Source organism: Thalassococcus sp. (assembly GCF_982780845.1).
Genome location: NZ_CEYADA010000005.1, coordinates 116,897 through 143,874, shown reverse-complemented (window position 1 = coordinate 143,874; position 26,978 = coordinate 116,897). Strand labels below are relative to the sequence as shown.

Here is a 26,978-nt window from a genome sequence, read left to right as displayed (position 1 = left end):
CACCGTTTGGTGCGGGCTTGTCATTAGGCAGGCAAGCCAAGGGTCGGGTGTCACGCCAGGGGCACCCGACCCATTCTTTTTTTAGGCCACGGCATTACCATTGCGTGCAGAAACTCACATCACGCAAATTAGATAGTTACAGATCAAAATATCCCAACTAGCGTTGGGGTGGGTATGGAAACGGTTGATGAGTGGGGGCTCAGATGACGACATTCCGGAAGAAACACCACAAGTCCGGTCCGTGGATCGAAGACAAGCATCGTGAAACAGGACTGCTGTCTTATTCAGACGAAGCTCTTGGAGAACTTCAAGAAAAGCTTGCCGGAGATGTGCAGCAGCCAGGCTATCCCGGGTACAATGATGACCGTATGGTCTTTATGCACACCTACCAGAACTACCCACAGCTGATCATCCACGCGACCTGCGAAACCGACGTGATCGCAGGACTGAAATTCGCCCGCAAACAGCGGCTGAAAGTAACGACGCGGTCCGGCGGGCACTCAACCGCTGGCTATAGCGTGAACGACCAGATCGTCATCGACACAAGCCGCATGGGTCATGTTCTGATCGATCCGGACACACGCCGCGCCAAGGTTGGTCCCGGCACGAATTTCCGTACGTTGAACCGCATGCTGCACCACTACAAACTGCACGTCCCCGGCGGTGGGTGTGAAACGGTTTGCGTCGCGGGCTACATGCAGGGCGGCGGCTATGGTTTCACCTCGCGTCTGTTCGGGATGAACTGCGACCACGTGGTTGGTTTTCGTATGGTCACCGCCGATGGCACCCTGCTGCGCGCCAACAAAGACGAGAACGCCGATCTGTTCTGGGCCGTGCGCGGCGGCACCGGCAACCAGTTCGGTATCCTGACCGAGATCGAATATGATCTTGTGCCGTTGGAAAAGGTCTGGGCCTTTGGCCTGCGCTTTCCGTTAAAGCACGAAGACGACATCCAAACCGCCTGTCGCGTGCTGGAAACCGTGCAGGCGCAATACACTTATGACGGCCCGCCCAAGATGGGCATGCAGGCGCTGTTGATGTATCTGCCGACGCCGGAAAAGCCGGATGGTCAGGAACCCTGCATTTCTTTGCGCGGGCTCTATGACGGATCCGAGGCAGAATGCGAAGCGGCCCTTGGCCCGCTTCTGGATCACGTCAAAGACCGCAAGACACAGGTCGATATCTGGAACGATGGGCATTACCTGAAGGTCAACGAACAGCTTCTGATGACGGCGACCGAGCCACATGTCGAAATGCCCGCGGTGTCAATGAACACCAAACCCATGGTGGACAGCCGGATCATCGCCGAATGCCATTCGGCAGATCGCTGGCGCGACATGGTGGATCACTTCCTTGTGGCGCCGGACAAGACGATCTTTATCGCGCTGGAACTTTACGGCGGGGCCATCAACGAACCCAAGTCTGACGACATGGCCTATTTCCATCGGAATGCCAGCTTGGACATGTTCACTTGGGTATTCTGGACCTTCGACACGCATCGCGAGGCGTCTTTGAACTGGCTGAAAAAGTTCGGCGAAATTGGTGAGGCGATGAGCAACGGCCACCGCTATCAGAACTACCCGATCCGCGGAAACAAGGATTTCTTGCAGAACTACTTTGGCGACAACCTTGAACGTCTGATCGCGGCCAAGGCCAAATACGATCCGCACAACCTGTTTGAATACGAACAAAGCATTCCCACCAAGATGCCCTGCAAGGAGGCGTCGGCATGACGTTTCACAAGTGCAATAACCCCGATCCGTCCACCTGCGCACCCTGGTGTGGAAAAGACATACGCAAAGCGCGTGTGCTATCGATTTTCTTTGATCCGCCCATGGCCATCGCCCGTGTCGGCAGCTCCAAAGAACCGATGCCTGCCTATCGCTGGAAGATGGACGAAGATCCGCATCACGGCATGCAAACCATGATCGTCCCTGCCCCGTCCCTAACGCGCGAGTCGATCCACGGAAACGGCCATCACCCCTACAAATTGAAAGTCACGCAAGAGCCGGTCATCCATTTCAAGGATCACAAAGGCCGTATCAAACCCGTCGCCCCGTTTTTCGAACTTTGGGCACGGCTTCAGGATTTGGACGGTCAGGTCTATGCCGTTCCTGTCACCGAGGACCTGCTGAAACGGTACCACGCTGATCTGCGGTCGTTGGAGTTCACCGTCTCCGCAGGCAACCGCAAGGCCGAGGCACGGGTCAAAGACGCGGCCTGCGCTGTGATCGCCCATAAGGTCTTTCACGCCGACAGCTACAAATCCCACCATCTGGACGCGATCAGCCCCCATACCGAAGGTCAGGTCCCCATGGCCCGCCCCGACGCGCCGGTACCGTTGGGCAAAGTCCAGACCTTTATGCCCAATTTCGATGACTGGAGCTGCAAGACTCGGCTCGATCAGATCCGGCTGCGGTTCACACCCGGCAAGGGTGACAGTTTCGGCCCGCCCGAGGCATCACAGGCCATCGCATCCCCCCGCCAGCCCGGCGATTTCGAACCGGAGATCACCGAATACGGCCGCATCCACAAGATGACGAAGCCGGAAAACCGCATTCTGTCCAGTGACACGCCTTGGCTGGGCTACAGCTTTGGCCATGATGACACGCCCAAATGGCCGACGCCGATGGACAGCTACGATGGCGCCCGCGTCGGGCCGGGCCACAGCTGGGGCCTGATCGATGACACCTGCGACCTGATCATCACCGCGCGACTGGCGGTGAACGGGCATCTGCTGACCGCGCAGGCGCGCAGCTTTGCAGGCCCGCCAGACTTCGCGCCTGACAAACGCCCGATGTATTCCATTCAGGACGAGTTGGAAGATCGCGAACTGCCCTTGCAGGAGCCCGATCTGGACACCACTCCGGACGAAATCCTCGATCTCTTCCGCCGGATTTTCGAAACGGCAAGTCTGGTCAACCTTGACCAGCGCCGTGCATGGGCGACTGGGGGCAATGCATCCCTGATCAGTTCGGAAAGCCCTGATAATCCGCACTGGGATGATGGCATCTCACCGAAACTCGGGCCTGCCAGTATGCGCAGACGGGACAAACCCTATACCGATCTGGTGCCCGACTACACCCCCGGTCAGGGCGAAACCCGTGTGCCTGTATCCGGCGATGATGACCGCCTGCCCTATACGCAGGTTGTTCAGCAGGTTCACGCCCGCATGGCCGACAGCCCTGTCTTGCGCGCCTTCCTGACCCGCAGGCCGGATCGCGTGCGCGAACTGGTGCGCCCGCCTTTTGCCAAGCTGTCCGACCTACCAAAGCGCGTGGGCATTCAGAAACCTGCCGAAGTCCCCGTCGGCAAATGGCGCGTGACCGGCGTGATGCCGGATGAGCCATCAGACAAGCCGCCCCTGCGCTACCGCGACCCGCGCGAGGTGATGGACCAAACCTATGACATGCGGATGCCGCCCTACATGCGCCATTCCATGGGGGTTCCACTGACCATCACACGGCGGCAGTACACACTGCTGCTGGCCTATCTAGACAAGCTTGAAACAGATCCGGAGTGGCGCAAACCCGTCATGCCCGAACCGACAGGAGATCACGCATGACTGACGCTCCGAACTATCGCATCCGCCCGATGAACCAATCCGCCAAGGCCGCGCGTCAGGGCAACCCCAGCTATCCCGAACCGATCCTCGGAAACTCTGCCGCGACCCTGATGGAAAGCGGCGTCGGCAACTGTTTTCCGGGATTGGAATTTGACCTGCGCCAGCTTGATGTCCGGTTCTTCCCCGGTCTGGTCTTTGCCTTTCCCGGCATCACGCCTGCTGGCCCCGACGGCACCCAAGGCGCGCAACTGGTGATCGCCGATACTGAAGCCGATCCGATCTTTAACGAAAAACACCAGTGGTTGGCCGACCTGAAGACCCAACTGAACGGCCCCGAAGGTGCGGCCCTTGGCAGTGGCCAGTGGTATCTGCATTGGGTCGAACAATACGGCAAACGGATCGAGCTTTATGACTTCACCGTCTGGCAGAATGGCGTCTTCCGTGTCCCTTATGAGGGTGAAACCGCGTGGTGGATCATCCGTCTGATCGAACTGGACCCTGATCAAAGCGTGGCCGATCTGACCATCGCCCTGACCCAGCGCGACGAAGACGGTCAGCCCATGGGCAATCCTGTCGTGCTGAAAGGCAAACGCCGCGCCTATCTGGATGACGAAGGCATGATCCCCGACGTCTACCGCCCCGGCGAACTGACGTCATCGATGTGCAGCCCTTGGACCCACGATTTCCGCGATTGCGCCTGCCAGTACTGGGCGTCGAACCACCCCGATGTGGCCTTGGGCGAAGTCGATGATCCGAACCACGCCATTTCTGACGGCACATCTGACGACGATCCCGCACAGGCGTTGAACTTTCTAGATTGGATGCGCCGCCGCAAATCACCCAGCCGCGATATCTCGGCCCAGCCGACGATCGAGCTGGCCCGTCCGTCGCGCTATGATCCCTATGAAATCAACCTGCACTGGGAAGAGTTGGACTTTGTCCTGCACGGGCAGGAAACCAAATCCACGCCCGAGCCGCGCTTTGGCCACCGTCAGGTGAATGAACCCTACGAAGATCTGGATCAGATGATCGACGATCTGGCGAACACGCTGGCGCGGTTGGAACTGACCTTGGCGTTTGAATATCTCTACGCCTATTTCTCGCTCCGCGCGCCGGACGAAGTGACCGAGGAACAGGCCCGCAATTGGCCCGGTCTGGCCAACGACCTGCGCGCCGCGCGGCAGTTGATCCTTGGCGTAGCGATCAGCGAAATGACCCACCTGCGCTGGGTCAACCAGACGCTTTGGATCCTGTGCGATGCGTTTGCCGATCACACTGGCCCCTACAAGCCTGTCGTGTCGGTAATCGGTGACGTGCCTGCGCCCGATCCTGACAATCCGGACGAAGAAATCACCCGCCCCCCTGCCCTGCGGCCTGCCACACAAGATGTCATTCAGGAATTCGTTGAGGTGGAACGCCCCGGCGGCGCGGTCGATACCGAATACGCCGCGCTAGTCGCCCATCTGCGTGAACGGCCTGATTTCTACCCCGTGGGCCTCAATGAACTGGCGGTCCGGATCGATACCGATGGCCTGAGCCACTTCCAGAAGTTCCGCGACACCAAACGCATGCTGACGCCTTATGCACAGAACCCAGACCTCTATCTGCGCCCTGTGAAAGAGGCCGCAGCAGATGATCCGCTGGTAAAGCCTGCGTTGGAGTGCCTTGACCGGATCATCGACGCCCTGCGCGAAGGCTATCTGGCCGAAGCCGCCAGCCTGAACGATCTGGATGCCGCCGAAACCGCGCGGGACGATATCATTCAGGCCCGCGACGACATGCACGCGCTGCATGACATGGCCGAGGCACTGGCGCGGGATCACGGGCTGGGCGTGCCGTTCTTTGCCAATGCGGACAAATACAAAACGCCGCTCTGGAAAGATCGTCATGGCTGATGGTGCGATCCCTGACCTGATTGCCCCGTCCCGCCCCCGCAGCGCCCATGCGCATTTGGCGGGTGACCTGTTATTGTTGGCGGATCAGGCGGCTGTCTTTGGCCTGTCACCGGAAGACGCCCTGCGCATGTCACGTGCCTTGGCCGAAGGTGACGGCGCGACAGTGGCCGAACTGGCGCGGCTGGGTTTGGATAGCGTGCCTGCGCCTATGCAAGACACCACGTTGCAACCGGTACGCGCCCTAGCCCTGACCGTATCGCAGTCGTGCAATATGGCCTGCGGATACTGCTATGCGGCGGGCGGTTCCTTTGGTGGTCCTGACACGCGCATGACGCCCGAGGTCGCCCAACGGGCGATCGACCAACTGATCGACAGCACGCCCCCCGGCGGTGCGGTAAAAATCGCCTTTATGGGCGGCGAGCCGATGCTGGCGCGTGACCTGATCATCGGATCGGTCAGACACGCCCGCGAACGGGCCGCCGCGCGAGCGATTTCGATTGGTTTTTCCATGACAACCAACGGCACATTGCTGCGCGCTAAGGATGCTGAATTTCTGGCGGAACAACGTTTTGCCGTGACTGTCAGCTTGGACGGCGACCGCGAAACCAACGACCGGTTGCGCCCGATGAACGGTGGCCAAGGCAGCTTTGACCGGATCGCCAAACGGCTTGCCCCCCTGTTCGATCTGAAAGACCGCCTATCGCTGTCCGCCCGCGTCACGGCGACACCGAACAATCTGGACATCCCACGAACAGTCGCCGCGCTATCAAAGCTCGGATTTTCCTCGGTCGGCGTGTCGCCTATGCTGACCTCGCCCACCGGCAAGGGCGCATTGGAAACCGATGATCTCCCTGTTCTACTTCAAGCAATGATTGATGCGGGCGAGAACTGGCTGTCCGACACGATGGCGGGGCGTCCGAATGCCTTTGCCAACCTTGCCACTGCATTACAGGAAATCCACCGTGGCAAGGCGCGCGATCATTCCTGCGGGGCGGTGCGCGACTATCTGGCCGTGGACGCCCAAGGCGCTTATTCGGCCTGCCACCGTTTCGTGAACGACCCGCTAGGCGAAATGGGTGATCTGGAAAGCGGTATCGATCACAAAGCACGCGATACCTTCCTGCGACAGCGGACGGTTACAGCGCAGGAGAGCTGCCAAACTTGCTGGGCGCGCAAGCTGTGCGGCGGCGGGTGCCACCACGAGGTGCTGCACGCAGGCCGCCCTGCCTGCGATTTCGTGCGCGGTTGGCTGCATTTCGCGCTGGGGGCATATGCCCGCATGATGGCGGAAAAGCCCGATTGGTTCGATGCCTAACCACTACGACATAGCCATTGCTGGCGCGGGGCCTTCGGGCTGTGTTGCTGCTACGCTTTTGGCACGGCGCGGGTATAGCGTTGTTCTGATCGACCCGTTTTTGCCCATCGCAGGCCGTATCGAAAGCCTGCCGGAAAACGGCCAGACGCTGTTGGCCGATCTGGATCTGTTGTCAGCGCTAAAGCCCGCCTTCATCGCCCCGGCACAAGCGGTGGAAATGATCTGGCGCACCGAAGATGAGCGCCGGGATTTCGGCGCGACGGCACCGATCCTGCTGGATCGGGCGCGGCTCCATGCCAGCCTGAAAACCCATGCGCTGGCCTCTGGCGTGACAATCCGGACAGGACGAGTGACCGACCTAGGCGATGGGTGCCTTGGCATCCACTCCGACCGTGGGCAGACGTCTATCCAAGCCTCGGTCATTCTTGATGCAAGAGGCCGCGCTGCCCAACCCAGAACCCGCCTTTCCGAACCCCGCATCGCCTTGCCATTCAAGGCGATGTCCCAGGACTTGCCCCCCGCGACGATGTTGATCGAAGCGCTACCAAGCGCATGGGTATGGGCCGCAGCGAAGGCCCAAGGCCAGATCCAAGGCGCTGTTTTTATGCCACCTCGGGATTTGGGCGGGCTGAACGACCAATCCCGCCTGACCCTTTTGCGCGACCTGCTGGCGACGTCCCGACTTGCCACCGCGAAAATCGACAGTGTGGCGCCGCCCCGGCCTGCGGACCTGAGCGCCGTCGACCAGATACAGACGCAACCACGCACGATTTGTATCGGTGACGCTGCTTTGGCGCGTGATCCGATATCGTCCCATGGGCTGGTCTACGCATTCAGAAGCGCCGCTCAGGCGGTCGCGGCTGCATCAAGCTTTCTATCAGGAGAGGACGACGCAGCTGCCGCACGATGCTATCTGATGCAGCGCCATGAAATGGACCGCGAGGCTGCGATCAAAGCAACGGCCAAGGCCTATGCAGATCAAAGCAGGCATCAGACCCCGTTCTGGAAATCGGATGTTGTGCCGGACGCACCGACACCGCCGATGATCGAAAAAGGCACGCCCCTTCAACTTGATTGCATCGCCGAACAGGTGCCCCATCTGACAGCACAGAAAATCGTATGGGCCAACGGATTAAGGGTCAGGAACACGGAAACACGCTTTGGCCACTGTGGTCCGTTCAACGCCAATGCCCTACGTCACGCTCTGTCAGAACCGGCTGACGTGGATACCTTGACGCATCGCCTGACACAGTTCGGCCCCGCACATTTAGCGCCAGGCGTGATCACTCATCTGATTTCGATAGGCGCATTGGCCCCTGCGCAGCCCGTCGTTCAAGACGCCAGACGAAGCCGTTCGTAACGCCGCACGTCCCAGCCTTCATCCAGCGACACCATGTTGTTTGCGGCATCGATAAGGATGTTGCGGGTTTCGAAGGAGGGGTCCGCCTCGACCATGTCGCATGCGATCCGTAGGGCAAATGTTTTGGCCCCTGTTTCGATCGCACGATCAAACGCGGTTTGCCGCAGTTCGCGTGCGCCGGAAGTATCTCCTTTGGCCTGCGCCACCAGCGCTCGGATCCGCGTCAGCTCTGGTGTGATCCAGATTTCGCCGGTCTGCGCCTCTTTCTCGACGGCCTTGTCCAACTCATTGGCAGCCTCGTCATATTTGCCAGAACTGATCAGGATACGCGCCATGAACGATTTGGCCACAGGGCCGTAGTTGTCCGGATTGACCTTCAGAAATGCGGCTTCGGCTTCGCGTAAACCTGCCATCTGTTCCTGCGTCAGCGCTTCGCCCCGCGCGAGGAACCATGCCGATTCACGGAAATACCAGCCAGCTTCGCGCATGACCTTCAGGTCAAACCGCGTACCAAGATCGATGGCCTCAGTGCCGGCTTCGGCCATCTCGCCGCCCTCTGCGGCAATGGCAGCAAGCATGGCCCTGAACGACAGCGCCTGCGCCAGCGAATGCGCATGATCGATCTGGCGCGAATGATCCACCGAGAACCGGCTCAGCTCCCGCGCCCCCTGCAAATCGCCGCGCATCCATAGTGTGAAGGATAAAAAGACAGCACAGATTTCGGCATGGTCATAGCCGTGTGCAATCGCCAGATGCATGTCCTTGCTGGCATCGTAAGCGTCCAAAGCTGCGCGCAGTTCAATCTCAGCCTCATCAAACCGCGCAGTGTGCAGGGCGACCACCCCGACCGCACGCCGACCGACCATCGAAAACCGGCGATCTTGTGTTTGCTGCGACACCTCGGACAATTCTGCGCCCCAGTCAGCCGCACTACGGTAGTCCGCGGCGACAAGCGAATGTGCATAAAGCCCGTTCAATGCCAAGAGCACCGCCTGCATGTCGCCCACGTCTTTCGCAAGCGCCAGCATCTCGCGGCCCAAGACACCGACTTCTTTCGCGGAAATTCCCAGACGGCTGCGTTTGACAGACGCAATCGCCGCCAAAGCCTTCAGCCGTGTAATCTTGTTCGCGCTGGTCGATGGCAGATCGTCCAGCCCCGCGATTGCCTTTTCCAGATAGTAATCCGCTTCCAAAAGCGATGAGCCCGCCAGAAACTTTTCACCGGCTTCGATGGTCAGCGGAACCGCAACGACAGGATCACCTGCCGCAATGGCATGGTCCGCCAAAACGTGCGGCTGCTTTTCGGCAATGTCCGGGTGGAAATCTTCGATCAGGGAAAGCGCCTTTTGGTGCAGGTTCTTGCGTTCGGCCCCGACCACCCTTTCATAGACGACCTCGCGGTAAATCTGGTGGTAGAACCCGATATCGTCCCTGCTATCACTGCAGGAAACCAGCCCCGCGCGCAGAAGTTCGTCCAAGGCCGCGTCGGTCTTGGCAAGCGGCCAATCGAGCATCGCAGCAATTGCTTCGCAATCGCAATTCATACCGATAACCGCCAAAGCCGACGCAAATTTGCGACCATCCTCAAGCCGATCCAAACGCTCAGCCACACTGGCATAAATCGTCTGCGGGACGATCACATCGTCATGCAACCCGTCCAGATCGGATTCAGCCAAGGGACGCGCAAGGCTTTCCAGCATCAAGGGGTTGCCGCCACATTGCTCAATCAGCTTTTCGCGGACGGTGTCGGGCAATACACGACCGCCCGTCGACCGAAGCAGCAGCGCTTCGCTTGCTTCGCGATCAAGGGGTTTGAGCGGCAAGGATGCCGGATTATGGCAGTCCGCCCAGATATCGTCGTGTGCATTCCGCGACGTGGCAATCATCATAACGCGCCGCTGCTGCGCACGTTCTGCGCATAGCGCCAACAGGTCGCGGGTCGTGGGATCGCACCAATGGGCGTCTTCCAGAACGATCACGACAGGCGCGTCGCCCGCAACAAACCAGTCAGCCAGAAGCGAAATCAATTTCGCACGGTTCTGCGCAGCGGTTTGCGGCGGCACGGTAGCTCCGTCCGAAACACCAACCAACCCCGTCACCAGCGCAAGGTCTTGTTCACCGAAATTCGGGAAAAGAGCCTGTAACGCGGCTTCGGGTTTGCCCGACAAGGTTGTCTCAGCCGAAATCAGACCGTTCAGATAATCCTTTACCGGACCAAAAGCCGCGTTCTCGGCTCCGGGTTTGGCACCCAGCCAATGAATACGCGCACTGTTCGCGGCGAACATCGTCACTAGCGGCCCGAGGAAGGTGGATTTACCCAAGCCCGGATCGCCGCTGACAAGAAGTTGGACAGGCTTGCCGGAAACCGCACCATGCCAGAACGTCTGAACCGCTTCGGTTTCATCCTCGCGGCCCAGAACATCGCCGCCCAAACGGGGATCGGCCCCCGCAGCACGGGCATTCTGGCGACGACCGACGAGAAGGTAGGCCCCTGCGCGCTCAATGCCTTTCATTTCAACGTCTGGCTTGAAGTCAAAGTCGAACAGGCTGTTCAAGTCGCCTTGGGTTTCCACATCGACCATGACGCCACCGGGCGGGCTTGCATTCTGAAGCCGCGCCGCACGGTTCATCACGTTGCCCACCATACGCAGGCCGTCACCGACCTTGATCTGATCGGATTTGCCGATGATGGCAGGGCCTGTGGCCACACCAATCCTGAACCCGACCTCGACCTTTTCACCCGAGGGCACACGGTAGTTCCGCGCGTTCAGGTCGGTCTGCATGGTCATGGCCGCATTCACGGCCCGCTCTGCATCGCCGACACGCGTGCGCGGATAGCCGAACAGAACCAGCGCACCATCCCCGTGAAGCGATGCGACATATCCGCCAAACCGCCGCGCCACGTCGCTGCAGGTCACAAAGAAAGATTGCAGCAGATCATGCATATCATCGGCAGACAGCCGTTCAGCCAATTGCGTCGATCCGACCATGTCGATGAACATCACGCTGAGCCTGCGAAGCTCGAACCCGTCGCGTGGCTCTTCCTGCACGAAGCGTTCGGTGACCAGCCCCACCTGCTCCATCGCGCCGATCAGTTTCTTGCGGTGACCAAGGCTCAGCCCTAGTTCCTGAAATTCAGCTTCACCCAGTGTCCAGAACACGTCGTCATCGACGTCTTCAGCCAAAAAGACATCCACAAGATGCCCCAAGCCGAGGCGATCCAGGAAAACAATCATTTCCGGCCGATCGTTCAAAGACAGCGCCCTCCAAACACTTTATCCAAAACCAGCTTTCTGCAGAGTTACATGCGCAACGAAGCTTCATTGACACAAAAATTCAGGCTTGTGCAGCCTCGCTTTTCAAGAAAACCAAATATGTATTTCAACCTCAAGAAATCTGCGTTTCCTTGCCCAAACGGCAGGCATCCCGCCACGAATTTGCAACGCCGGTTGCCGTTCAAAACGGTCTTCTTGCATTCCGCTGGACAGATACGTAGCGGAATGTTCAATCTATTGCGACCCCACGTGGTTTGTTTGAAAAGACCGATTTGAAAGACCAGAATATGACCGAGATTTCGCAGCTTCCCAAGAACCCATATTCGTTGGGCCTGCTGGCGCATTACCTGTCCAAACATCCGCCCTTTGACACTTTCGAATTCGGGCCATCAATCAGCACCCTACTGCATCAAATCAACAATGGCACGCATTTGATTGCATCGCGCAACGACGCCATCGTCGGCTATATCGGCTGGCTGAACACCACCGACGAAATCGCCAAGGAATGGTTGGAAAACGGCGGCAAGCTAAGCCACGACGCATCCGGCACCTCGATCGCGGTGACGATTTTTGCGGCCGACCGCCAGGAAGACATCATGCGCATCATGCGTGCGGCCAAGCGGGCGAAACCTGGACGCTCGGTTTATTGGAAGCGTTATTTTCAGGATGGCCGCGATCCGGCGCCGCGCCGCGTAACGGTTGAAAAATGACACAACCCGGATATCGGGTCGAGATCGCCAATACGCTGGTCGGCTCTGTTCTTGCTGAAATCGCGGTTCGCATCTGGGAAGCGCCGCAAAGCCCCTACTCTGTGATCTGTGCCCACGGATTTGCAGGAAACGGCGCTGAATTCGACCTGCTGGGCCGGTCTTTGGCAGAACGTGGTATTACAGTGATTGCGCCCGACTTTCTCGGGCGGGGTCGATCCACATTTCTAATGAACGACCGCAGCTACTCCGCCGCCAACTACGTTGCTTGCCTAGAGGCGGTCGAGCAGTTTGCAACACCCATTTCCTGCCATCTGGGATCGACGTGGGGCGGTGTGATTCAATATGCCTATCTGGCCGGAAAAGCTTGGAAAAGCGCGGGTCTTATCCTGAATGACGTACCGCTGAAATCAGATGGCTACCTACAGGGCCTTCGTGACTATTTCCGCAAAGAGGCGTTTCTGACATTTGCGACGCAGGTAGAATGCAAGGCCTACCTGATTGCGGCTCGCAGATACCAGTTTCTGGCACCAGACGATCTGGAAAGGATCCTAGCGGACCGCGTTATGGAAACTGAGGGCAGTTGGCGTTTGGCCTACGATCCAGCCATCACATCGCCTTTCAGCAATAGCAGCGTGTATTCGCTCTACGACACGTTGGAAGATGTCTCGATCCCGATACTGATGACGTATGGCCATCAGAGCCCGCATTCGCATCATCCCGAAATCGAGGAACTGGCATCAAAGCGCGACAATGTTCATCTGCTTACGAACTTGAATGATGCGTTCCCTGTCAGCCTGATGCGCCCCGAGCAAATCGATGTGATTTATGATTTCGCGCGGCACTGCTTCAGTCAGCAGAAGCGTCCGAAATTGCCCTGATTTGCAGCGAGTTGTTCAGAAGCGGGCAGAACGCCAGAGCATACTGGAATGCTGTATCTTTTGCCGAATTGGTGAATTTGTACCGCGTCAACAAGATGCGCAATGCTTCGTCGATCTCCAGCGTCGCAAGACGCCGTCCACCGCACATGCGTGGCCCCGTCAGGAAGGGCTTGAACGCCCGTGTAACGGCAGGCGAGCCTTCGACAAATTCACTGCGCGCGGCATGAAACGCATTCGGATCGGACCAAGTGTCGGGATCGCGATGCAGGGCAACGATGGAAACGACCACCACGTCACCCTTGTTCAGGTCTTGGCCGCCAAGCTTCGCATCTTCTGCAAGTTCGCGAACAACAAACGGAATTGGCGGGAAAAAGCGCATCACCTCGTCACGGAACACCTTCACGCTATCAGGTGTTTTGCCTTCCGCGGCGAGAACGTCCTGCCGCAACTTCTCTTGGACTTCCGGACCTTTTGACAGGCAGTCGATCATCCAGCCCAAGGACGCCGTCGTTGTTTCGATGCCCGCGAACATGTTGGTCATGAAATCCGAGACCGAGTCCTCCAGATCCTGATCTGTACGCCCGTCGGACATGCTTCGAATTAGGGCTTCCAGTTCGGGAAACTGTTGGCAAATCGCCCAGAAATCAAAGCACATCTGCCGAGCCAGTAACACGATCATGTCCGGATCCTGTTTGGCCGTGTTGGTTCCGCTCCAGGACGTGTATTGCAGCATCGCCGACGCCGCCCGCAGCTTCTGGAAGATGTCCAGAAACGGAGTCACGTCGATGTCGATACCGAAGGCCTTCAGAAAAACCCGAAGCGCCGCACGCCCGATGGACCTTTCCAGCTCGGCAATCTCAAGCGTGTCGTGAAACCCGATCTCTTCGCCGTAGACCTTGGCAATCTCGGGGATCATCGCGGGCCGCCCCGCCTTGGCCAGATGCTTTTGCGATTTCTCACGGAAATGGGCCCAAGTGGCGCCATTCAGAGTAAACCGGCTCGCTCCGAAAGAGGCGACCAAACCGAAATTCTTCACGTACAAATCATGGTTCTGGAAAACGACGTTGGCGACGTCCGGCTTTTCAACAACAAAGATTTTACCAAGAAAATCATCGCGCTCCTCGACCGGCCTTTGTGTGCGTCCGAACAATTCGATCACGACTTCGTTCAGATACTTTTTCGCAGCAGCAATGTCGTTTGCCGACCAATACAGTTCTTTATTCATGATCAAAGTCTCGTTCAGGCCTCGGATGCTGCCCAGAATTGTTCCAATGGCGCCGCCAGATCAGCTGCGTGTGTAAGATGAAGAAAATGGCCGGCACCGGCAACGGACAACCGACTGGCACCCTGCCCGATTTGCCCCGCAGATGCTTCAAAAATCTCGTCCGGAAAATAGCGATCATCCGTGCCGTTTACGATCAGAACCGGACAAGCAGGTGATTGATAATTGGCCGCTGCAGCAAGAGCCTGTCCAGACATCGAATTTCGATAGAAAGCCCTGACGCGCGCTGGCTCCGTGGCCTCTAAACCAGCTTGGACAGCGGCCCAAACCGCCTCATCCTCAGACTTTAGATGTCCGAACTTCTCGGGCGTCAGTGGGCTTTCGTCAGGCTCGGACAATAGGCGCGTGATGTAGTCACGCCTTCCTTCAGCCTCAAGCGCGGAACTGGCGGCAAGATAGCTCCTCGGCTCGGGCGCTGCGATAATCGTCAGGCTTGCGATGCGCGGCCCCAGCAAAGTCGCAAGCCACCACGCAATACCGCCGCCCAGATCATGCCCGACGACATGCAAACGCGGAACTGAAATCATTGAACCCACATGTTCAAGCGCCAACCCCATACCAACGCTTTGCGCAGGCGCGGAAAACCGAAGTGCTCGGGTCCAGATCATATCGGGGCATAAAAATTGCCGTTTGTCAGTCAGCGACTGTACAAGCGGCACCCAATCGACAGAGCGATTAGGGAACCCATGCAAAAACAGCACGGGTTCCTGTTTGTTATTTACGGAAGTCACAATTTCTGATGACCAAAAGGATCAGAATTTGACATCCACACCGACGAACGCGGTTTGCGTGGTCACAGATTTGTCGATGATCCGGTCGTCTTCGCCAAAGAAGATGCTCTGGTTATCCATACCGACCATCGTGATCTCGTCTGCGCGCACACCGAAACGGAACGTTGTGCTCTCGTTCTGCTGATAGCCCAAGCCCAAAATCAGAGTGCCAGTGTTCAGATGACCGTTGTCAGTCTGTTCGCTTGCGATGAACCCTTTGTCAGTCGTGAAATCACCCGACAAAGACGACGCGCTCAGCGATCCGAAGATGGTGAAGGGCGACTGTGCCTTCAGGCGCTGGTCAAAGGATGCGACAAACTTCGGACCGACACCTTCAAAGCTGGTTTCAGCAGAATAATCGCTGCTGTTACCGAACTTGTCCGAGATCACGTACTTGAACTTCTGGTCCATTTTCCCGCCCTGAAGGCCAAGCCCCAAGCGCACGTTGCCAGAACCGACCTGCCAGCTACGGCCCACGTCAAAATCCAGTGTCGATACAGACATGGCGCCGCCAAATTCGTAGACACTGGTGAAACGATCGATTTCGCTGTCGTTCAGGCCAAATCCAAGATGCGTTGCACCTACGGACCAGTCCCAGTTGTTGTTGATCGCGCGGCTGGCACGGATCGACCCGTAGAAGCCTGTGTCGCGACCCGGCTCGCCATATTTGCCCTGCGATTCAGATGCCGTGTCATCTGAAAACTGCGAATAGGCCGCGCCTGCGTCCACTGTGATCTGGAAGTTTGCGCTCGGGTTGGCCGAGCTGATTGCTTCTGACTGCGCAGCAGCTGCGCCGGGTAGTGCAGCCGAAACAGCGGCAGTCCCGAGTGCGATCGGCCGCACGGCAGAAGGCTTGGATGTACTCAAAGTCATAACGTCCCCTAAAATTTTTTCGAGCTTTGGAAATCCTGTTACAGATATTCAAAAACGATATCTGATTTCCCTGATACATCGAAGGAAAAACCTTACTTGGCGTTAACTATTTGGGGTATCAATCTGCCTCTGTGATGCGCGGGACACACCGTGTTTTGACTGACTGGTTCATTTTCTGGCAAAGCGCATAAAATCTCATCGGCCACATTTTGCGAACGTCACCGCACGCAGGAATTCTTGCCGAAACCTAAGATTTTCATCCAGTTTCAAAGGCCATATGCAGGTCAAACAAAGCAATATACTATAGCTATTGCGCAACTGACACGTCAGATCGCGACCGAGCCCCGGCTGCGACATAAACATGTCTGTGCCAGCCATTCAGATCAGAAAGAGGAATGATGGCGGAGACGAAGTCCTACAAATAAAATCCACAATTAATTGAATTTAAGATATTAAATTTTCACCCATCCCGAAAAATACCACATAGAATACCACGTTAAACCTTTGCCTTTGGAAAGCGGAGACACTTACAAGGCAAATTGAACGCTGCCATCACGTCGCTATAATGCGGTTAATTGCACGACTGGTCTCTGTTGGTCTACGGATCGACGAAAAACTGAAAATGGCAACCCAATAGTCGGAGAAGTTCCGGACATTCGAGATCAAGCCCTCGAAGCTTTCAAATGCTGCAACCCTGAGGTATCCGTTCCAATCTAGCCTATAGACATACACAATTTAGTTATCCCGTGCGCGAAAAGGATTGCACCTTTGGTGCCCATTGACCTGAGCCCCAAGTTTCCTCCAGTTTTGCGCCGAGTCCTTGGGGTTAAATCTTTGGCGTTACGCCGCCATCTTGTCCATTGCCTTTCGTTGCAAAAATTCCATCGGTGTCAGGTTGCCTAATGCCGAATGTGGTCTGCGCCAGTTGTAGTCTTCCTGCCATTCTTCCAGCGTGGTCCGCGCATCGCCCAATGTGGCGAACAGTGTTTCGTTGAGGCAATCGTCCCGCAGTTTGCCGTTGAAACTTTCAATGAAGCCGTTTTGTTGGGGCTTTCCAGGCGCGATGTAATGCCAATCGATGCCCGTTTCCTGAACCCATTTGAGGATCGCCATACTGGTGAACTCAGTCCCGTTGTCCGACACGATTGTCTTCGGCACGCCTCGGTCTGCGATTACCCTGTCCAGTTCGCGAGCAACGCGGCGTCCGGACAGCGACGTATCAGCAACCAGAACCAAGTTCTCACGACTGAAGTCATCAACGACTGCCAAGATGCGAAACCTGCGCCCGTCTGTCAGCGCGTCTGATACGAAGTCCAAGCTCCAGCGTTGGTTCGGGCCATCCGGCAGCACCATTGGCTTCCTTGTGCCCAAGGCCCGTTTCCTACCGCCTCTGCGGCGCACCTGCAGCTTCTCTTCGGTATAGATGCGCCTGACCTTTTTGTGGTTCACCGCAAAACCTTCTCGCGCGATCATGACGTGGACACGACGGCAACCAAATCGTCGCCGTTCCCGGGAAACCCGTTTGATGGCATCTCTCAGTTCGGCATCATCACCGCGACGTGACAGATACCGCACCGAAGACCGATCAACTTGTAGCACATCGCACGCCCGTCGCTGGCTGACCTGATGAACCTCCATCAAATGCAACACAGCTTTCCGCTTCGCCACGGGCGTCACCACTTTTTTGAATTGATGTCTCGCAACATTGCGTTGTCCAACAGCTGTTCAGCTAACAGCTTCTTCAGCTTGCCGTTCTCGTCTTCCAACGCTCGTAACCGCTTCGCGTCAGACGGCTCCATGCCGCCATACTTTGATTTGTATTTATAGAACGTCGCCGAGCTGATCCCGTGCCGCCGACGCACATCAGCGGTCTTCTCGCCAGCTTCCTGCTCCTTGATCATCGCAATGATCTGTTCGTCCGTAAATCGTGCCTTCATTTGTTTGTCCTTTTGTTAGGCAGACTCTACACAAATTTGGAGGAGTTTTAGGGGCGCAGGTCAGTGCGAACCCACCCTTCATTGACTTATTCAACTACTCAGGCCCATCTGATTTTTCGGGAGCGGATACTCTTATTGTTAAAAAAGCACTGGCGTTTCCTTTTCTGTTTCCCCTTTGTTTTACTCCTTCTCGCCCGAACAAGTTGGTTCAGCCGATGATTGTCCGCTCTATTTTATGGACAAGGTGACGGAAAATTTTTCCGACTTCACTTATATCCCAGTAAAAAGAGGAAATGGCGTCAACGTGAAGGGCCACAGAGCTCTTTATGAAATATCAAATTCCCTGGAGCATTTCTTGAAGGCCGGTTCTGGCTCAGAACGTTATGAACAAGCGAGTTTCAAGAAGAGGTAAGAAACTCGAAAACATCCGCTAAGAGTAGCTACATTTCGTCTAAAACGGCCCAGAGCCGACGTCTGACCTCCGATCGAGATGCTGCAGGCGCATCCCGCATTGCGGACCTTCGCGCCCATAGGGTTCATTACGTGAGGTTTGGGCGAGGCTAAAACGGTTGGTAGAGTGCGTCGCACAAAGGACCGATTATGTGAGATTAGAGTTCACTCATGATTTTATGAGGCCATCTGCCAAGCAGACGTCTTTGGAAAACTTGAACCCTGGGATGTCTGATCAAGTTTAGCATCAACTCGTCGCCCAGAGGCCCTGTTCTTGAAAGTTGGTTTTCGGCGCTTTGAATGGCAGCATCTTTCTTGGCTATGTTTGCGATGTCGCAAATTGCCGATCCAAACCCAATCGGAACCGTTTCATCATGTTCATTGGGCTTCCACTTGTGATGTTGGTCAATCCTGAACCAGCGTTCTGGAACCTTTAGGCAGCTCGCCAAAAAGAATCCGTTGCCAGCCATCGGCCCATATCTTTCCATAATCATTTCTTCTGTCGGTGCCTCAGGCAGATGACCAAGACTGCTGACCAGCAAAGCACCCCGTGCAATATGCGTTGCGCGGTTTGAGACACTCAACAACTCACCTGAACTCTTCAACTGCTGTAGACTCTCCATCGACTGATCCGAAAGGCTTTGCCAGTAAGTTCGAACCACGTCAGGGACAGCGAGTTCATTGCAGCGAATTGCACCGATTGCCTCGACCAACATGAATCTACGAAGGCCCAAAGCGGAATGCTCAAAGGTAACGTTGGTAGCTGAACCTCTTTTTGGCAACCTCGGCATCAGCCGCTTCAGCCCCATCAGCATCTCGGAGCATTCAAGAATACCGATCACCATCGTTGCAGCTATGTCAGGCTCGACTTGGGCGGCAGCAGCATTTTTTGTAAGAGCGACCAAACCCCAAAAGTCTGAGTGCACTTCCCCAATTTGCAACCGCTGTATGTGATCAAAGCGATCAGCAAACTTTGTTCCAAGTATGATGTCGCCCTGGAATCTACCATGTTGGTCAAACTTTTGAACGCACTCAGGTTTAAGAAACCGTTCATGTTTCGCGTTGTTGAATTGACCAGGTTCCAGTCTGTGTTCACTGTACTTGGCATCGACCCACTCAATTACTTTGGCTTGGTGGGCACCTCGGCCTGCTAAAAGATGTCCCACCTCGTGCCCGACAACGAAAGGCAACACAAGATTGGCTAAAATACCGTCGAACAAGTTCTGCTCCATGAACATCGGTCTGGGTACATGAGGCAACTGACCATGCGTTCGGGTATAAGAGCGCAATCGCTCGTTTGCCTTCTTGGCTACAAGTAACGCTGTTCCTGATCGACCAGAACTGTGAAACGTCTCTGCGGCCCTGATCATGAACTCCACGTAGGGAAATATTGGTCTTTCAACGAGTAGATTTTTGGCCAGAAGAAAGCTGACAGCGTTGGCTTGCTCGACATCCACTAAGGCAACCCGTTTGTCACCGAAGGCAAACGATGTGCTTGACCATTCAAGCGTTGAAACAGGAACTAAATTTATGTCGGCCCGTTCAAGCTCAAACTCGGAGTTTAGGAAACTAGTAGTACTTCTGATCGACAAACGATCAGTTAGTGTCACTCTGCCAGCAGTCTTTCGACGAAATAGTGATTTTAACTTCCGACGGTCAGCGACGGTAAGGCCACTATAGGTGCTCATCAATTGCGGCCAGAAACTCCTTCAATTGCGAGGGTTTCAGATTTTTCATTCGGATAGTTGTGTCGCCCTTTTGGATTTCCAGTTCACCCCGCTTGGCAACCAAGTAAATAAAAACGGCGGAGAGTACTGGTGCCACGTAGGGTGTGATTTCAAGGACCCAAGCTGCAACGGCAGCACCGTCAAAATTATCTGAAGTTGTAGGTTCAGTAAGGTCAACCTTAGGGTCCAAGGCTTCTGCGACACGCAGCTCCTTCCAAAAGGTTTGGAATTCACCCACCAAATCTGTTGGAACCCGCAAAACAATCTCAGCCAAGCTAATTCTCCAAAAAACGTACATACAAATCTTGCAACAATGGTTCGACAGATTCGATTTCCCGCACCGATACTACCAACATGCACCCGTGCACTTTGAAAGGAGACATGCCCTATGTAAACTACCGTTTTTGGCAGCTAACTCGAACCGGACTTGTCCACCGCGCTAACCCATTGATTTTTCAATAGGTCGTGGTGCGGCCAGCATTCCATGGTTTTTTGCACCGACCGGCTACCTTCGAAGCTTAATTTGTCTCTCCGCTTCATCATATCCGGCGACAGCAGCGGCGACTTTTTCCCGTTCTGCACCTTCCGGCATTTTCTCTAAGATGATCTTAAGCTCATGGCGCTTTTGGTGCTGAGCATTTGGCAGAAGCATGTCCTGATCTCGCAATACTACACCTGTCACTTTGACTGGTGTGCCTTTTCTAGCCTCTTCTTTGGCTTCCTTCGTTTCATGGCCATGCTTTCGCAGCTCTCTCTTGATGGCCCAGACGGTCTGCCCCAGGACCTCTTCACCCGATATTGTGATGTCGTCTACGTAGACAGTGATGGTGTTATTCGAGCTGTGAGCGATGGAAGATATTTGGTCCCACATATCCTTGTATGCGAAGTACGCCAAAATTGGACTTGCTGGGCTTCCCTGCGGTAGAGCGCCGTCTTGAGTGGTAAGTTTTACGAGGATCGCCACAATGTCAGGATCGCAGCGAAGCGTTTTTGAAAAGAACTCTGCAACTTTGTTGGCACTGCAATTGGGATAGAAATCCGAGATGTCGATCAATCGGTGCGATTTCGAGTATCGATGGCAAGCTGCATTGTCGATGTTTGATCGTCCACGCACGGGAGACATAAGAAAACCAGGAGGTTCGAGACGCATTAAAAGCTCGCTGATCCGCGCCTGAATTCGCTTTAGATCGTAACGGGGGGCATAAACGATGCGTGGCTCGCCATTTTTCTTCTTCTTCACGAGGGGACGATACAAATCATCCGCATCCTTGATTTCTGCGAATTTTGATGGACTTGTTTGTAAAATTTTGAACAAGCGCCGCTTGGACCGGCACTGAAACAGAGCGCACTGATCTATCGGGTAACGTTTATCGCGGGCTCGCATTGTCAAGCACTCCTACGCCGCTCGACAATCTTTAAGAAATCAAGAACTTTGTCGGCGATGACGCCTCGTGCCATGTTGATCATAGAGGGAGTGACGCCAGACGAAAGCTTTTCATCGAAGAACCATATTGAGCTCACTGGAAGATCAAATAGCGTTGCGTATTTTGCCACCAGCTCATGGCTGGGCGTCTTTTCTCCACGTTCAATGTCTGACAGGTGTGACTGGGAAATACCTAGTTCACGCGCCAGTTCCGTTTGCTTCATATCGTGGAAGACCCGGATCAATCTCAGCGCTTCGCCAAGCATAAGTGTTTCCTCCCTTTCAAAACAATCAGGACGCGTGGTTAGCCTGGAGGCTCACCAGTCGCCCAACTGATCAAGCGGAACGCTTTGTCGATCAGCCAGACGGCCCAGAAAGCCATCTTCAGCAAACGCTTCCCCCAAACGTCCCAGACGTTCGGTTTGGGTTGGGCGCATGTCCCACGCGGATTGGTCTCATTGGGTTCAAAAGACATTTCTGTCCTCCTCTGCTGGCCTCAACGCGGGATTGCGCTGAGGGCCTTCTCCAGCATCAGATCGGAGAGACCTCTCCTTAATCCTTCATGTGGCCCCCCCGGGGCCTTCCCGGGGGGGCCGCCTCCCGTCTTGGGGGGTAGGCGGTAGAGTGACAAAGCCACTCCGCGAGCCAACAAGCAGCTCAGAATGTAAAGGCCTTGTTCCGAGCCCAAAACAGCGTTTGGGTGTCCCAAGTGATCCATACATAAGCACGGTTTTTTGCGATTCAATATCGCCCAGAGCGATATTTGATACTTTTTGTCTACAAAGCGCATAAGCCCTTGGATGTGAACTTCGATATTCTTGTGTTTCACCAATCAAAAGCTGGTTGAATGTCTGCTATGCTGGTTTGGTAGTTGCGGTTCGCATCTGCAGCGAATTTCCGCTTTCCGCCGTTCTTGCGTGAGGATGCGCCAACGCGATCTGCCAATAGCCGCCACTGACCAAGGGGCTTCGCCGCTGCGATACTTTCAATTGTGTAACATCCGAACGCGACGCCGCCCCTGGCACCATTTAAATCAAAGCCTTAGCGAATTTTGGGAAAGCTTGAGACATGGATTGTCTCGCTTTTTGTTTTATCTAATATGGCCAATCTTGAGGTGTTCGCCGCTGTTTTGCAACCTAAGACGGGCGGTTGCCGCCATTCGCTGCGCTTGTTCGATCACGACGGCGGCCAATGTCGAGCCAACGAGATCAGCTGAATTTCAATCTATATCTATGGTTGTCGATCCTATAGCCTGACGTGACGGTTCTAGCTTCTTGTCAGGAAAGCGGCCGCGCGCTTAGTTTAGATTCAACCTATTCTATTCGCTGGAAACCGCTCTCGATGCCCTTTCACGATGGCGCATAGGAAAAATGGGCTGTTCGCAGGGGGCGTGATGAATATCTAAGCTTCAAGTTGGAAACTTCTTGGCCGCGGGCGCGGCCATTCAGTTATTGAAAAGTAATCGCGAGAGCCGCAGCGCGAAATTCATTGATTAACTTTAGGCGGGCGCGATCTTTGGGTGCCACAAGACAAGTTTGATGAATCTGGTGAAAATCTCGAATTGGAATTTCAACCAAGCCATCATAAATGTGACTGCTGTTTTTTAAGAATATTGCCGCACCGAGGCCCTGCCTAACTGCCTCGCACATAACAGGAAAGGTCGTCATTGTAATAAGTTGAGGTAGCTCCATTTGGCACTCCGCCAATTTTTGGTGAACAACTTGCTGCGTCAGCGATCCTTGTTCGGGTAGAATAATGGTCTGATCCATCAAATCTTCGATTCCAACGATATCGCGATCTGCCAAAGCGTGGTCAGAACGGCAATACAAAACATATCGTGTTTCTTGCAGAACCACCCGCTCCCAGTCATCGCGCTCTGGCGCATCTGTTATCAAGCCCACATCCGCCACACGATCTCGAATGAGTTGGTTGGCTGTTGTCCAGTCGCACAAGCGGAAATCAATGTGCACATTCGGAAAGCGGTCGTTAAAAGTTGCGATCACTTGTAACGCCGGTTGTGGCGCGTTCGCGATCACTTTTAGACGCCCTTCATTTAAGGATGAATAGCCACGAAGGCGCTCACCAATTTCGCAGTCCAAAGCGACAAGGCGGTCCGCCAATCCGAAAAAATCCCGACCTGTCGGTGTGAGGGAAACGCCATCACGACGACGAAGCAGAAGCTCTGAGCCCACAAGCTCTTCTAGTTTCGATACGTGCTGCGTCACGGTTGATTGAGTGACCCCCAGACGTCGTGCCGCTGCGGAAAAACTTCCTTCGCGCACGACATAGGAGAACGCGATAAACTGGTGATGGTTCGGGCGCATGTGACTCTCCTTGCGTCACGCTACTATCAGCCATCGGTTTCACTAATATGACGTCATAGGAATTTCGCCTTCGCCTCTTAGGAGTTCCACCAAGTGATGGGGGAATCAGATGGCCGATCTACAGATTGATCAAGTCACCAAAACCTTTGGTGACACGCAGGTGCTCAAAGGGATCTCCTTGGATATCGCTGACGGGGAATTCGTGTCACTGGTTGGCCCGTCTGGATGCGGAAAATCTACGCTACTCCGCATCATCGCCGGGCTCGAAGGCCAGACCTCCGGCGCCATTCGCATTCACGGACAGGACGTATCGGGAATTCGCGCGGCGGATCGCAACCTATCAATGGTATTTCAATCCTACGCATTGTACCCGCATTTGACTGTCGCAGAAAATATTTCAGTGCCTCTGAAGATGCGCCAATTAAGTGCTGTACAGCGGCTTCCTGTGATCGGGCCGTTTTTGCCGGGATCTCGTGACAAAAACGTCGAAATTGCTGCTGCTGTCAAACACGCAGCGCAGACGCTTGAAATTGACAAGCTTCTCGATCGCAAGCCCGGTCAGTTGTCCGGTGGTCAGCGCCAGCGCGTTGCTTTGGGGCGCGCCTTGGTCCGTGAACCAGCTGCCTTTTTGCTTGATGAACCATTGTCGAATTTGGACGCCAAATTGCGCGTTCAAACCCGTGCCGAGATCGCAGAATTGCACCGCCGAATTGGCGCGACCTTTGTGTATGTGACCCACGATCAAGTCGAAGCGATGACGATGTCGAGCCGTATTGCCGTGATGATGGACGGCGAGATCCTGCAATGCGACGCACCAGACGAAGTGTACCATAACCCGTTGGACATCCGTGTTGCTGAATTCATCGGCTCTCCGAAAATCAACATTTTGCCCACAGAAGCGTCCGGTGGGGTCTTAAGGTGCGGCGATGTGCTTTTGCCGACCTTGGCCCCTAATGAACTGAATGGCCCTGTGCTTCTGGGTCTGCGCCCAGAGGCACTGCGCCTTGCGAGCGAGGATGCAGTGCTAAAAGGTCAGGTCGCCCATGTCGAAAACCTCGGCTCCGAGATTTTTGCGCAGATTAGTCTTGTGGGACAAGAGGGCCGCGTCACTCTGCGCGCTACTCCTGTTCAGAGACGCTCATTGAGAATCGGGGCCAACGTCGGCATAGCCTTCGAAGGGCGCGCCGCCCTCTTGTTCGATTCCAGCGGCAAACGCGTCTTCAACCCGCACCTAATCCCTGCGCACAGCGAAGTCGCGTAACATGGCTGTTGCGGAAACCCATACGCCCGAGATTGTTTCTGCGGAGACCGCGCAGCGCCGCACAGCGTGGTGGCTCACAGCCCCTGCGCTTGCTCTAATGATCTTGATCCTTTTGGTGCCAGTCGTGATCGCAGGCATCCTCTCTTTCACGGATTATTCGCTGGGCAATGATACCTTCGATTGGGTTGGTACGAAAAACTATGATCGTCTGTTTTCTCGCTCGACCTACGAAAAGATGTTCATCGCCACCTTTACCTATGTGATCACAGTGGTTCCCCTGTCTGTTGGTTTGGGCCTTGGTGCCGCGCTGTTGATCAACTCGCTGGGCAGAATTGGCGATCTTTATAAAACCATTTATTTTCTGCCTGTTATGGCCACACTTCTCGCCATGGCTATCGCGTGGGAATTCATGCTGCATCCATCGATCGGCATGGTTAACCGTACGCTGGAAATGTCCTGTGGCACATTTCTAGAGATCATTCCTTTCTTGAAGAACGGCTGCGCGGATCGCTTTCCGCTTTGGCTTGGAGACAGAGATTACGCGATCTGGGTGATCTGTTTTATCGGCGTCTGGCAAGGGTTTGGCTTTAACATGGTGCTCTATCTCGCGGGCCTGACCGGCGTGCACCGCGAGCTGTACCACGCTGCGGAAATGGACGGCGCGAAATCCGGGTGGGAAAGGTTCCGCCTGGTCACATGGCCAGCGCTTGGGCCGACAACTGTTTTTGTCGTGACCATTTCCTGCATCCGGGCCTTTCAGGTCTTTGACACGATCGAAGCTTTTTGGCCGCAAGGCGGCGGGCCGAACAAATCCACCTATGTGATGATGTTCGCGATTTTTGAAAAAGGCGTTCAACAGAACCTGATCGGGATCGGTTCGGCCATCACCGTCCTGTTTTTGGTCTTTGTGATGTTCCTGACATTGATCCAGCGCTGGCTGGTCGAACGCAAGGTGCACTATTGATGACACGCGATCTTTGGAAACATCTGATCCTGATCCTGGGCGCACTCATTGTCATTGCCCCATTTTACATGATGGTCAGCTACTCGTTCAAATCGCCGGGCGAAATCGACCGGGGCGAAGGCGGCTTCTTTGGACGGCAAGAAATGATGGTCGATGAACGCTGTGTAAAACTGCGCGACCCGAACCGTGAAGATGTTGCTGCCGCCGCGCCACGATTTCCGAATAAGACGGACAGCCAAATTCGAGATGCTTTGGTGGCAGAAGCGGTGGCCGACTGCCAGATGCGCCCGATTGTTTTCAACTATTCCAAAGCCTTCACCGAAGCGCCTTTGTTGCGCTACTTGCTCAACGGTGTGATCGTAACGGCGTCGATCTTTTTGATCCAGATTGTGGTGGCTTTGCCCGCCGCCTACGCGCTTGCCAAACTCAAGTTTTGGGGCCGCGACGCGGTGTTTTCTTTGGTACTTTTCTGCCTGCTGATCCCTGTGCATGCGATTGCGCTGCCGCTCTATATTATGCTGGCCAAAATGGGGCTTACCAACACATATGCCGCGCTCGTCGTGCCATGGACGATCTCTGTTTTTGGTATTTTCCTGATGCGTCAATTTTTCATGACGGTGCCCGATGACTTGATCGATGCGGCACGCATGGACGGTATGGGAGAGTTCGGTATCGTCTGGCGCGTCATGCTGCCCACCGCGATCCCAGCCCTACTGGCCTTTGCGATCTTTTCTGTTGTCGCCCATTGGAATGACTATTTCTGGCCACGCATCGTGGTAACCGGCAATCGCGATCTGTTTACGCCGCCGCTCGGCCTGCGCGAATTCAAAGGCGATGGAGACGGAAGTTTCTTTGGCCCAATGATGGCCACCGCCACCGTTATCGTCACGCCGCTGATCGTTGCTTTCTTAGTCGCTCAACGGCGCTTTATCGAGGGGATCACCCTATCCGGAATGAAGTAAGCCGGGC

20 protein-coding genes are annotated in these 26,978 nt (G+C 55.4%); 10 read left to right on the top strand and 10 right to left on the bottom strand.

The features are described from left to right. Positions 1–203 precede the first annotated feature (203 nt). Genes AC4FIA_RS07555 through qhpG form a run of 5 tightly spaced genes read left to right on the top strand, consistent with a single transcriptional unit; the run spans position 204 to position 8,135 of the window. Positions 204–1,733, top strand: coding sequence for an FAD-binding oxidoreductase (locus AC4FIA_RS07555; RefSeq protein ID WP_490365345.1), 1,530 nt, complete (start codon positions 204–206; stop codon positions 1,731–1,733). Continuing rightward, positions 1,730–3,565, top strand: coding sequence for a hypothetical protein (locus tag AC4FIA_RS07550; protein ID WP_490365344.1), 1,836 nt, complete (start codon positions 1,730–1,732; stop codon positions 3,563–3,565). Before AC4FIA_RS07555 ends, AC4FIA_RS07550 begins: the two co-directional genes overlap by 4 nt. Next, positions 3,562–5,460, top strand: coding sequence for a ferritin-like domain-containing protein (locus AC4FIA_RS07545; protein ID WP_490365343.1), 1,899 nt, complete (start codon positions 3,562–3,564; stop codon positions 5,458–5,460). The genes AC4FIA_RS07550 and AC4FIA_RS07545 overlap by 4 nt, the downstream gene beginning before the upstream one ends. Further along, positions 5,453–6,775 (top strand): radical SAM protein, encoded by a 1,323-nt coding sequence (locus tag AC4FIA_RS07540; RefSeq protein ID WP_490365342.1) that lies wholly within the window; start codon positions 5,453–5,455, stop codon positions 6,773–6,775. Before AC4FIA_RS07545 ends, AC4FIA_RS07540 begins: the two co-directional genes overlap by 8 nt. Continuing rightward, on the top strand, positions 6,768–8,135 hold the full coding sequence (gene qhpG, locus AC4FIA_RS07535) for a flavin-dependent monooxygenase QhpG (RefSeq protein ID WP_490365341.1): 1,368 nt from the start codon (positions 6,768–6,770) through the stop codon (positions 8,133–8,135). Before AC4FIA_RS07540 ends, qhpG begins: the two co-directional genes overlap by 8 nt. Here qhpG and AC4FIA_RS07530 read toward each other — a convergent pair. Continuing rightward, entirely contained in the window at positions 8,108–11,389 is a 3,282-nt protein-coding gene (locus AC4FIA_RS07530; RefSeq protein WP_490365340.1) for an AAA family ATPase, read from the bottom strand. The genes qhpG and AC4FIA_RS07530 overlap by 28 nt on opposite strands. Before the next feature lie 308 nt (positions 11,390–11,697). Between AC4FIA_RS07530 and AC4FIA_RS07525 the strand changes: the two genes are divergently transcribed. Both AC4FIA_RS07525 and AC4FIA_RS07520 read left to right on the top strand, forming a co-directional pair. Continuing rightward, the gene (locus AC4FIA_RS07525) at positions 11,698–12,120 is read left to right on the top strand and encodes a hypothetical protein (RefSeq protein WP_287475657.1); all 423 of its coding nucleotides are present in this window, start codon (positions 11,698–11,700) and stop codon (positions 12,118–12,120) included. Beyond that, positions 12,117–12,998: an alpha/beta hydrolase gene (locus AC4FIA_RS07520; RefSeq protein ID WP_490365339.1), complete on the top strand. Its 882-nt coding sequence runs from the start codon at positions 12,117–12,119 to the stop codon at positions 12,996–12,998. The genes AC4FIA_RS07525 and AC4FIA_RS07520 overlap by 4 nt, the downstream gene beginning before the upstream one ends. On the opposite strand, the gene AC4FIA_RS07515 is transcribed toward AC4FIA_RS07520, so the two are convergent. From AC4FIA_RS07515 to AC4FIA_RS07475, 9 genes are all read right to left on the bottom strand, one after another. After that, on the bottom strand, positions 12,967–14,223 hold the full coding sequence (locus AC4FIA_RS07515) for a cytochrome P450 (protein ID WP_490365338.1): 1,257 nt from the start codon (positions 14,221–14,223) through the stop codon (positions 12,967–12,969). The genes AC4FIA_RS07520 and AC4FIA_RS07515 overlap by 32 nt on opposite strands. Before the next feature lie 14 nt (positions 14,224–14,237). After that, positions 14,238–14,981 carry an alpha/beta fold hydrolase gene (locus AC4FIA_RS07510; RefSeq protein WP_490365337.1) on the bottom strand — a complete coding sequence of 248 codons (744 nt, stop codon included), beginning with the start codon at positions 14,979–14,981 and terminating at the stop codon, positions 14,238–14,240. A 51-nt stretch (positions 14,982–15,032) separates the two neighbouring features. Next, entirely contained in the window at positions 15,033–15,923 is an 891-nt protein-coding gene (locus AC4FIA_RS07505) for a hypothetical protein (RefSeq protein ID WP_490365336.1), read from the bottom strand. A gap of 840 nt (positions 15,924–16,763) precedes the next feature. Beyond that, a protein-coding gene (locus tag AC4FIA_RS07500; RefSeq protein WP_490365335.1) for an IS3 family transposase occupies positions 16,764–17,860 on the bottom strand; the annotation gives its coding sequence in 2 pieces (ribosomal slippage) (positions 16,764–17,614 and positions 17,614–17,860; 1,098 coding nt in all). Positions 17,861–18,468: 608 nt separating this feature from the next. Beyond that, complete coding sequence (locus tag AC4FIA_RS07495; protein ID WP_490365334.1) at positions 18,469–19,920, bottom strand: hypothetical protein; 1,452 nt, start codon at positions 19,918–19,920, stop codon at positions 18,469–18,471. Between the two features lie 64 nt (positions 19,921–19,984). Continuing rightward, positions 19,985–20,311 (bottom strand): hypothetical protein, encoded by a 327-nt coding sequence (locus AC4FIA_RS07490; RefSeq protein WP_490365333.1) that lies wholly within the window; start codon positions 20,309–20,311, stop codon positions 19,985–19,987. A 231-nt stretch (positions 20,312–20,542) separates the two neighbouring features. After that, on the bottom strand, positions 20,543–21,421 hold the full coding sequence (locus tag AC4FIA_RS07485) for a reverse transcriptase family protein (protein ID WP_490365332.1): 879 nt from the start codon (positions 21,419–21,421) through the stop codon (positions 20,543–20,545). Between the two features lie 2 nt (positions 21,422–21,423). Next, the gene (locus AC4FIA_RS07480) at positions 21,424–21,726 is read right to left on the bottom strand and encodes a helix-turn-helix transcriptional regulator (protein WP_490365331.1); all 303 of its coding nucleotides are present in this window, start codon (positions 21,724–21,726) and stop codon (positions 21,424–21,426) included. A gap of 1,182 nt (positions 21,727–22,908) precedes the next feature. Beyond that, positions 22,909–23,784 (bottom strand): LysR family transcriptional regulator, encoded by an 876-nt coding sequence (locus AC4FIA_RS07475; protein WP_490365330.1) that lies wholly within the window; start codon positions 23,782–23,784, stop codon positions 22,909–22,911. 109 nt (positions 23,785–23,893) lie between these two features. On the opposite strand from AC4FIA_RS07475, the gene AC4FIA_RS07470 reads away from it, so the two are divergent. Genes AC4FIA_RS07470 through AC4FIA_RS07460 form a run of 3 tightly spaced genes read left to right on the top strand, consistent with a single transcriptional unit; the run spans position 23,894 to position 26,971 of the window. Beyond that, positions 23,894–25,045, top strand: coding sequence for an ABC transporter ATP-binding protein (locus AC4FIA_RS07470; RefSeq protein ID WP_103911533.1), 1,152 nt, complete (start codon positions 23,894–23,896; stop codon positions 25,043–25,045). Position 25,046: 1 nt separating this feature from the next. After that, positions 25,047–26,009, top strand: a complete 963-nt coding sequence (locus AC4FIA_RS07465) for a carbohydrate ABC transporter permease (RefSeq protein ID WP_103911532.1) — start codon at positions 25,047–25,049, stop codon at positions 26,007–26,009. Continuing rightward, on the top strand, positions 26,009–26,971 hold the full coding sequence (locus AC4FIA_RS07460; protein WP_490365329.1) for a carbohydrate ABC transporter permease: 963 nt from the start codon (positions 26,009–26,011) through the stop codon (positions 26,969–26,971). Before AC4FIA_RS07465 ends, AC4FIA_RS07460 begins: the two co-directional genes overlap by 1 nt. The last annotated feature ends 7 nt before the right edge of the window (positions 26,972–26,978 follow it).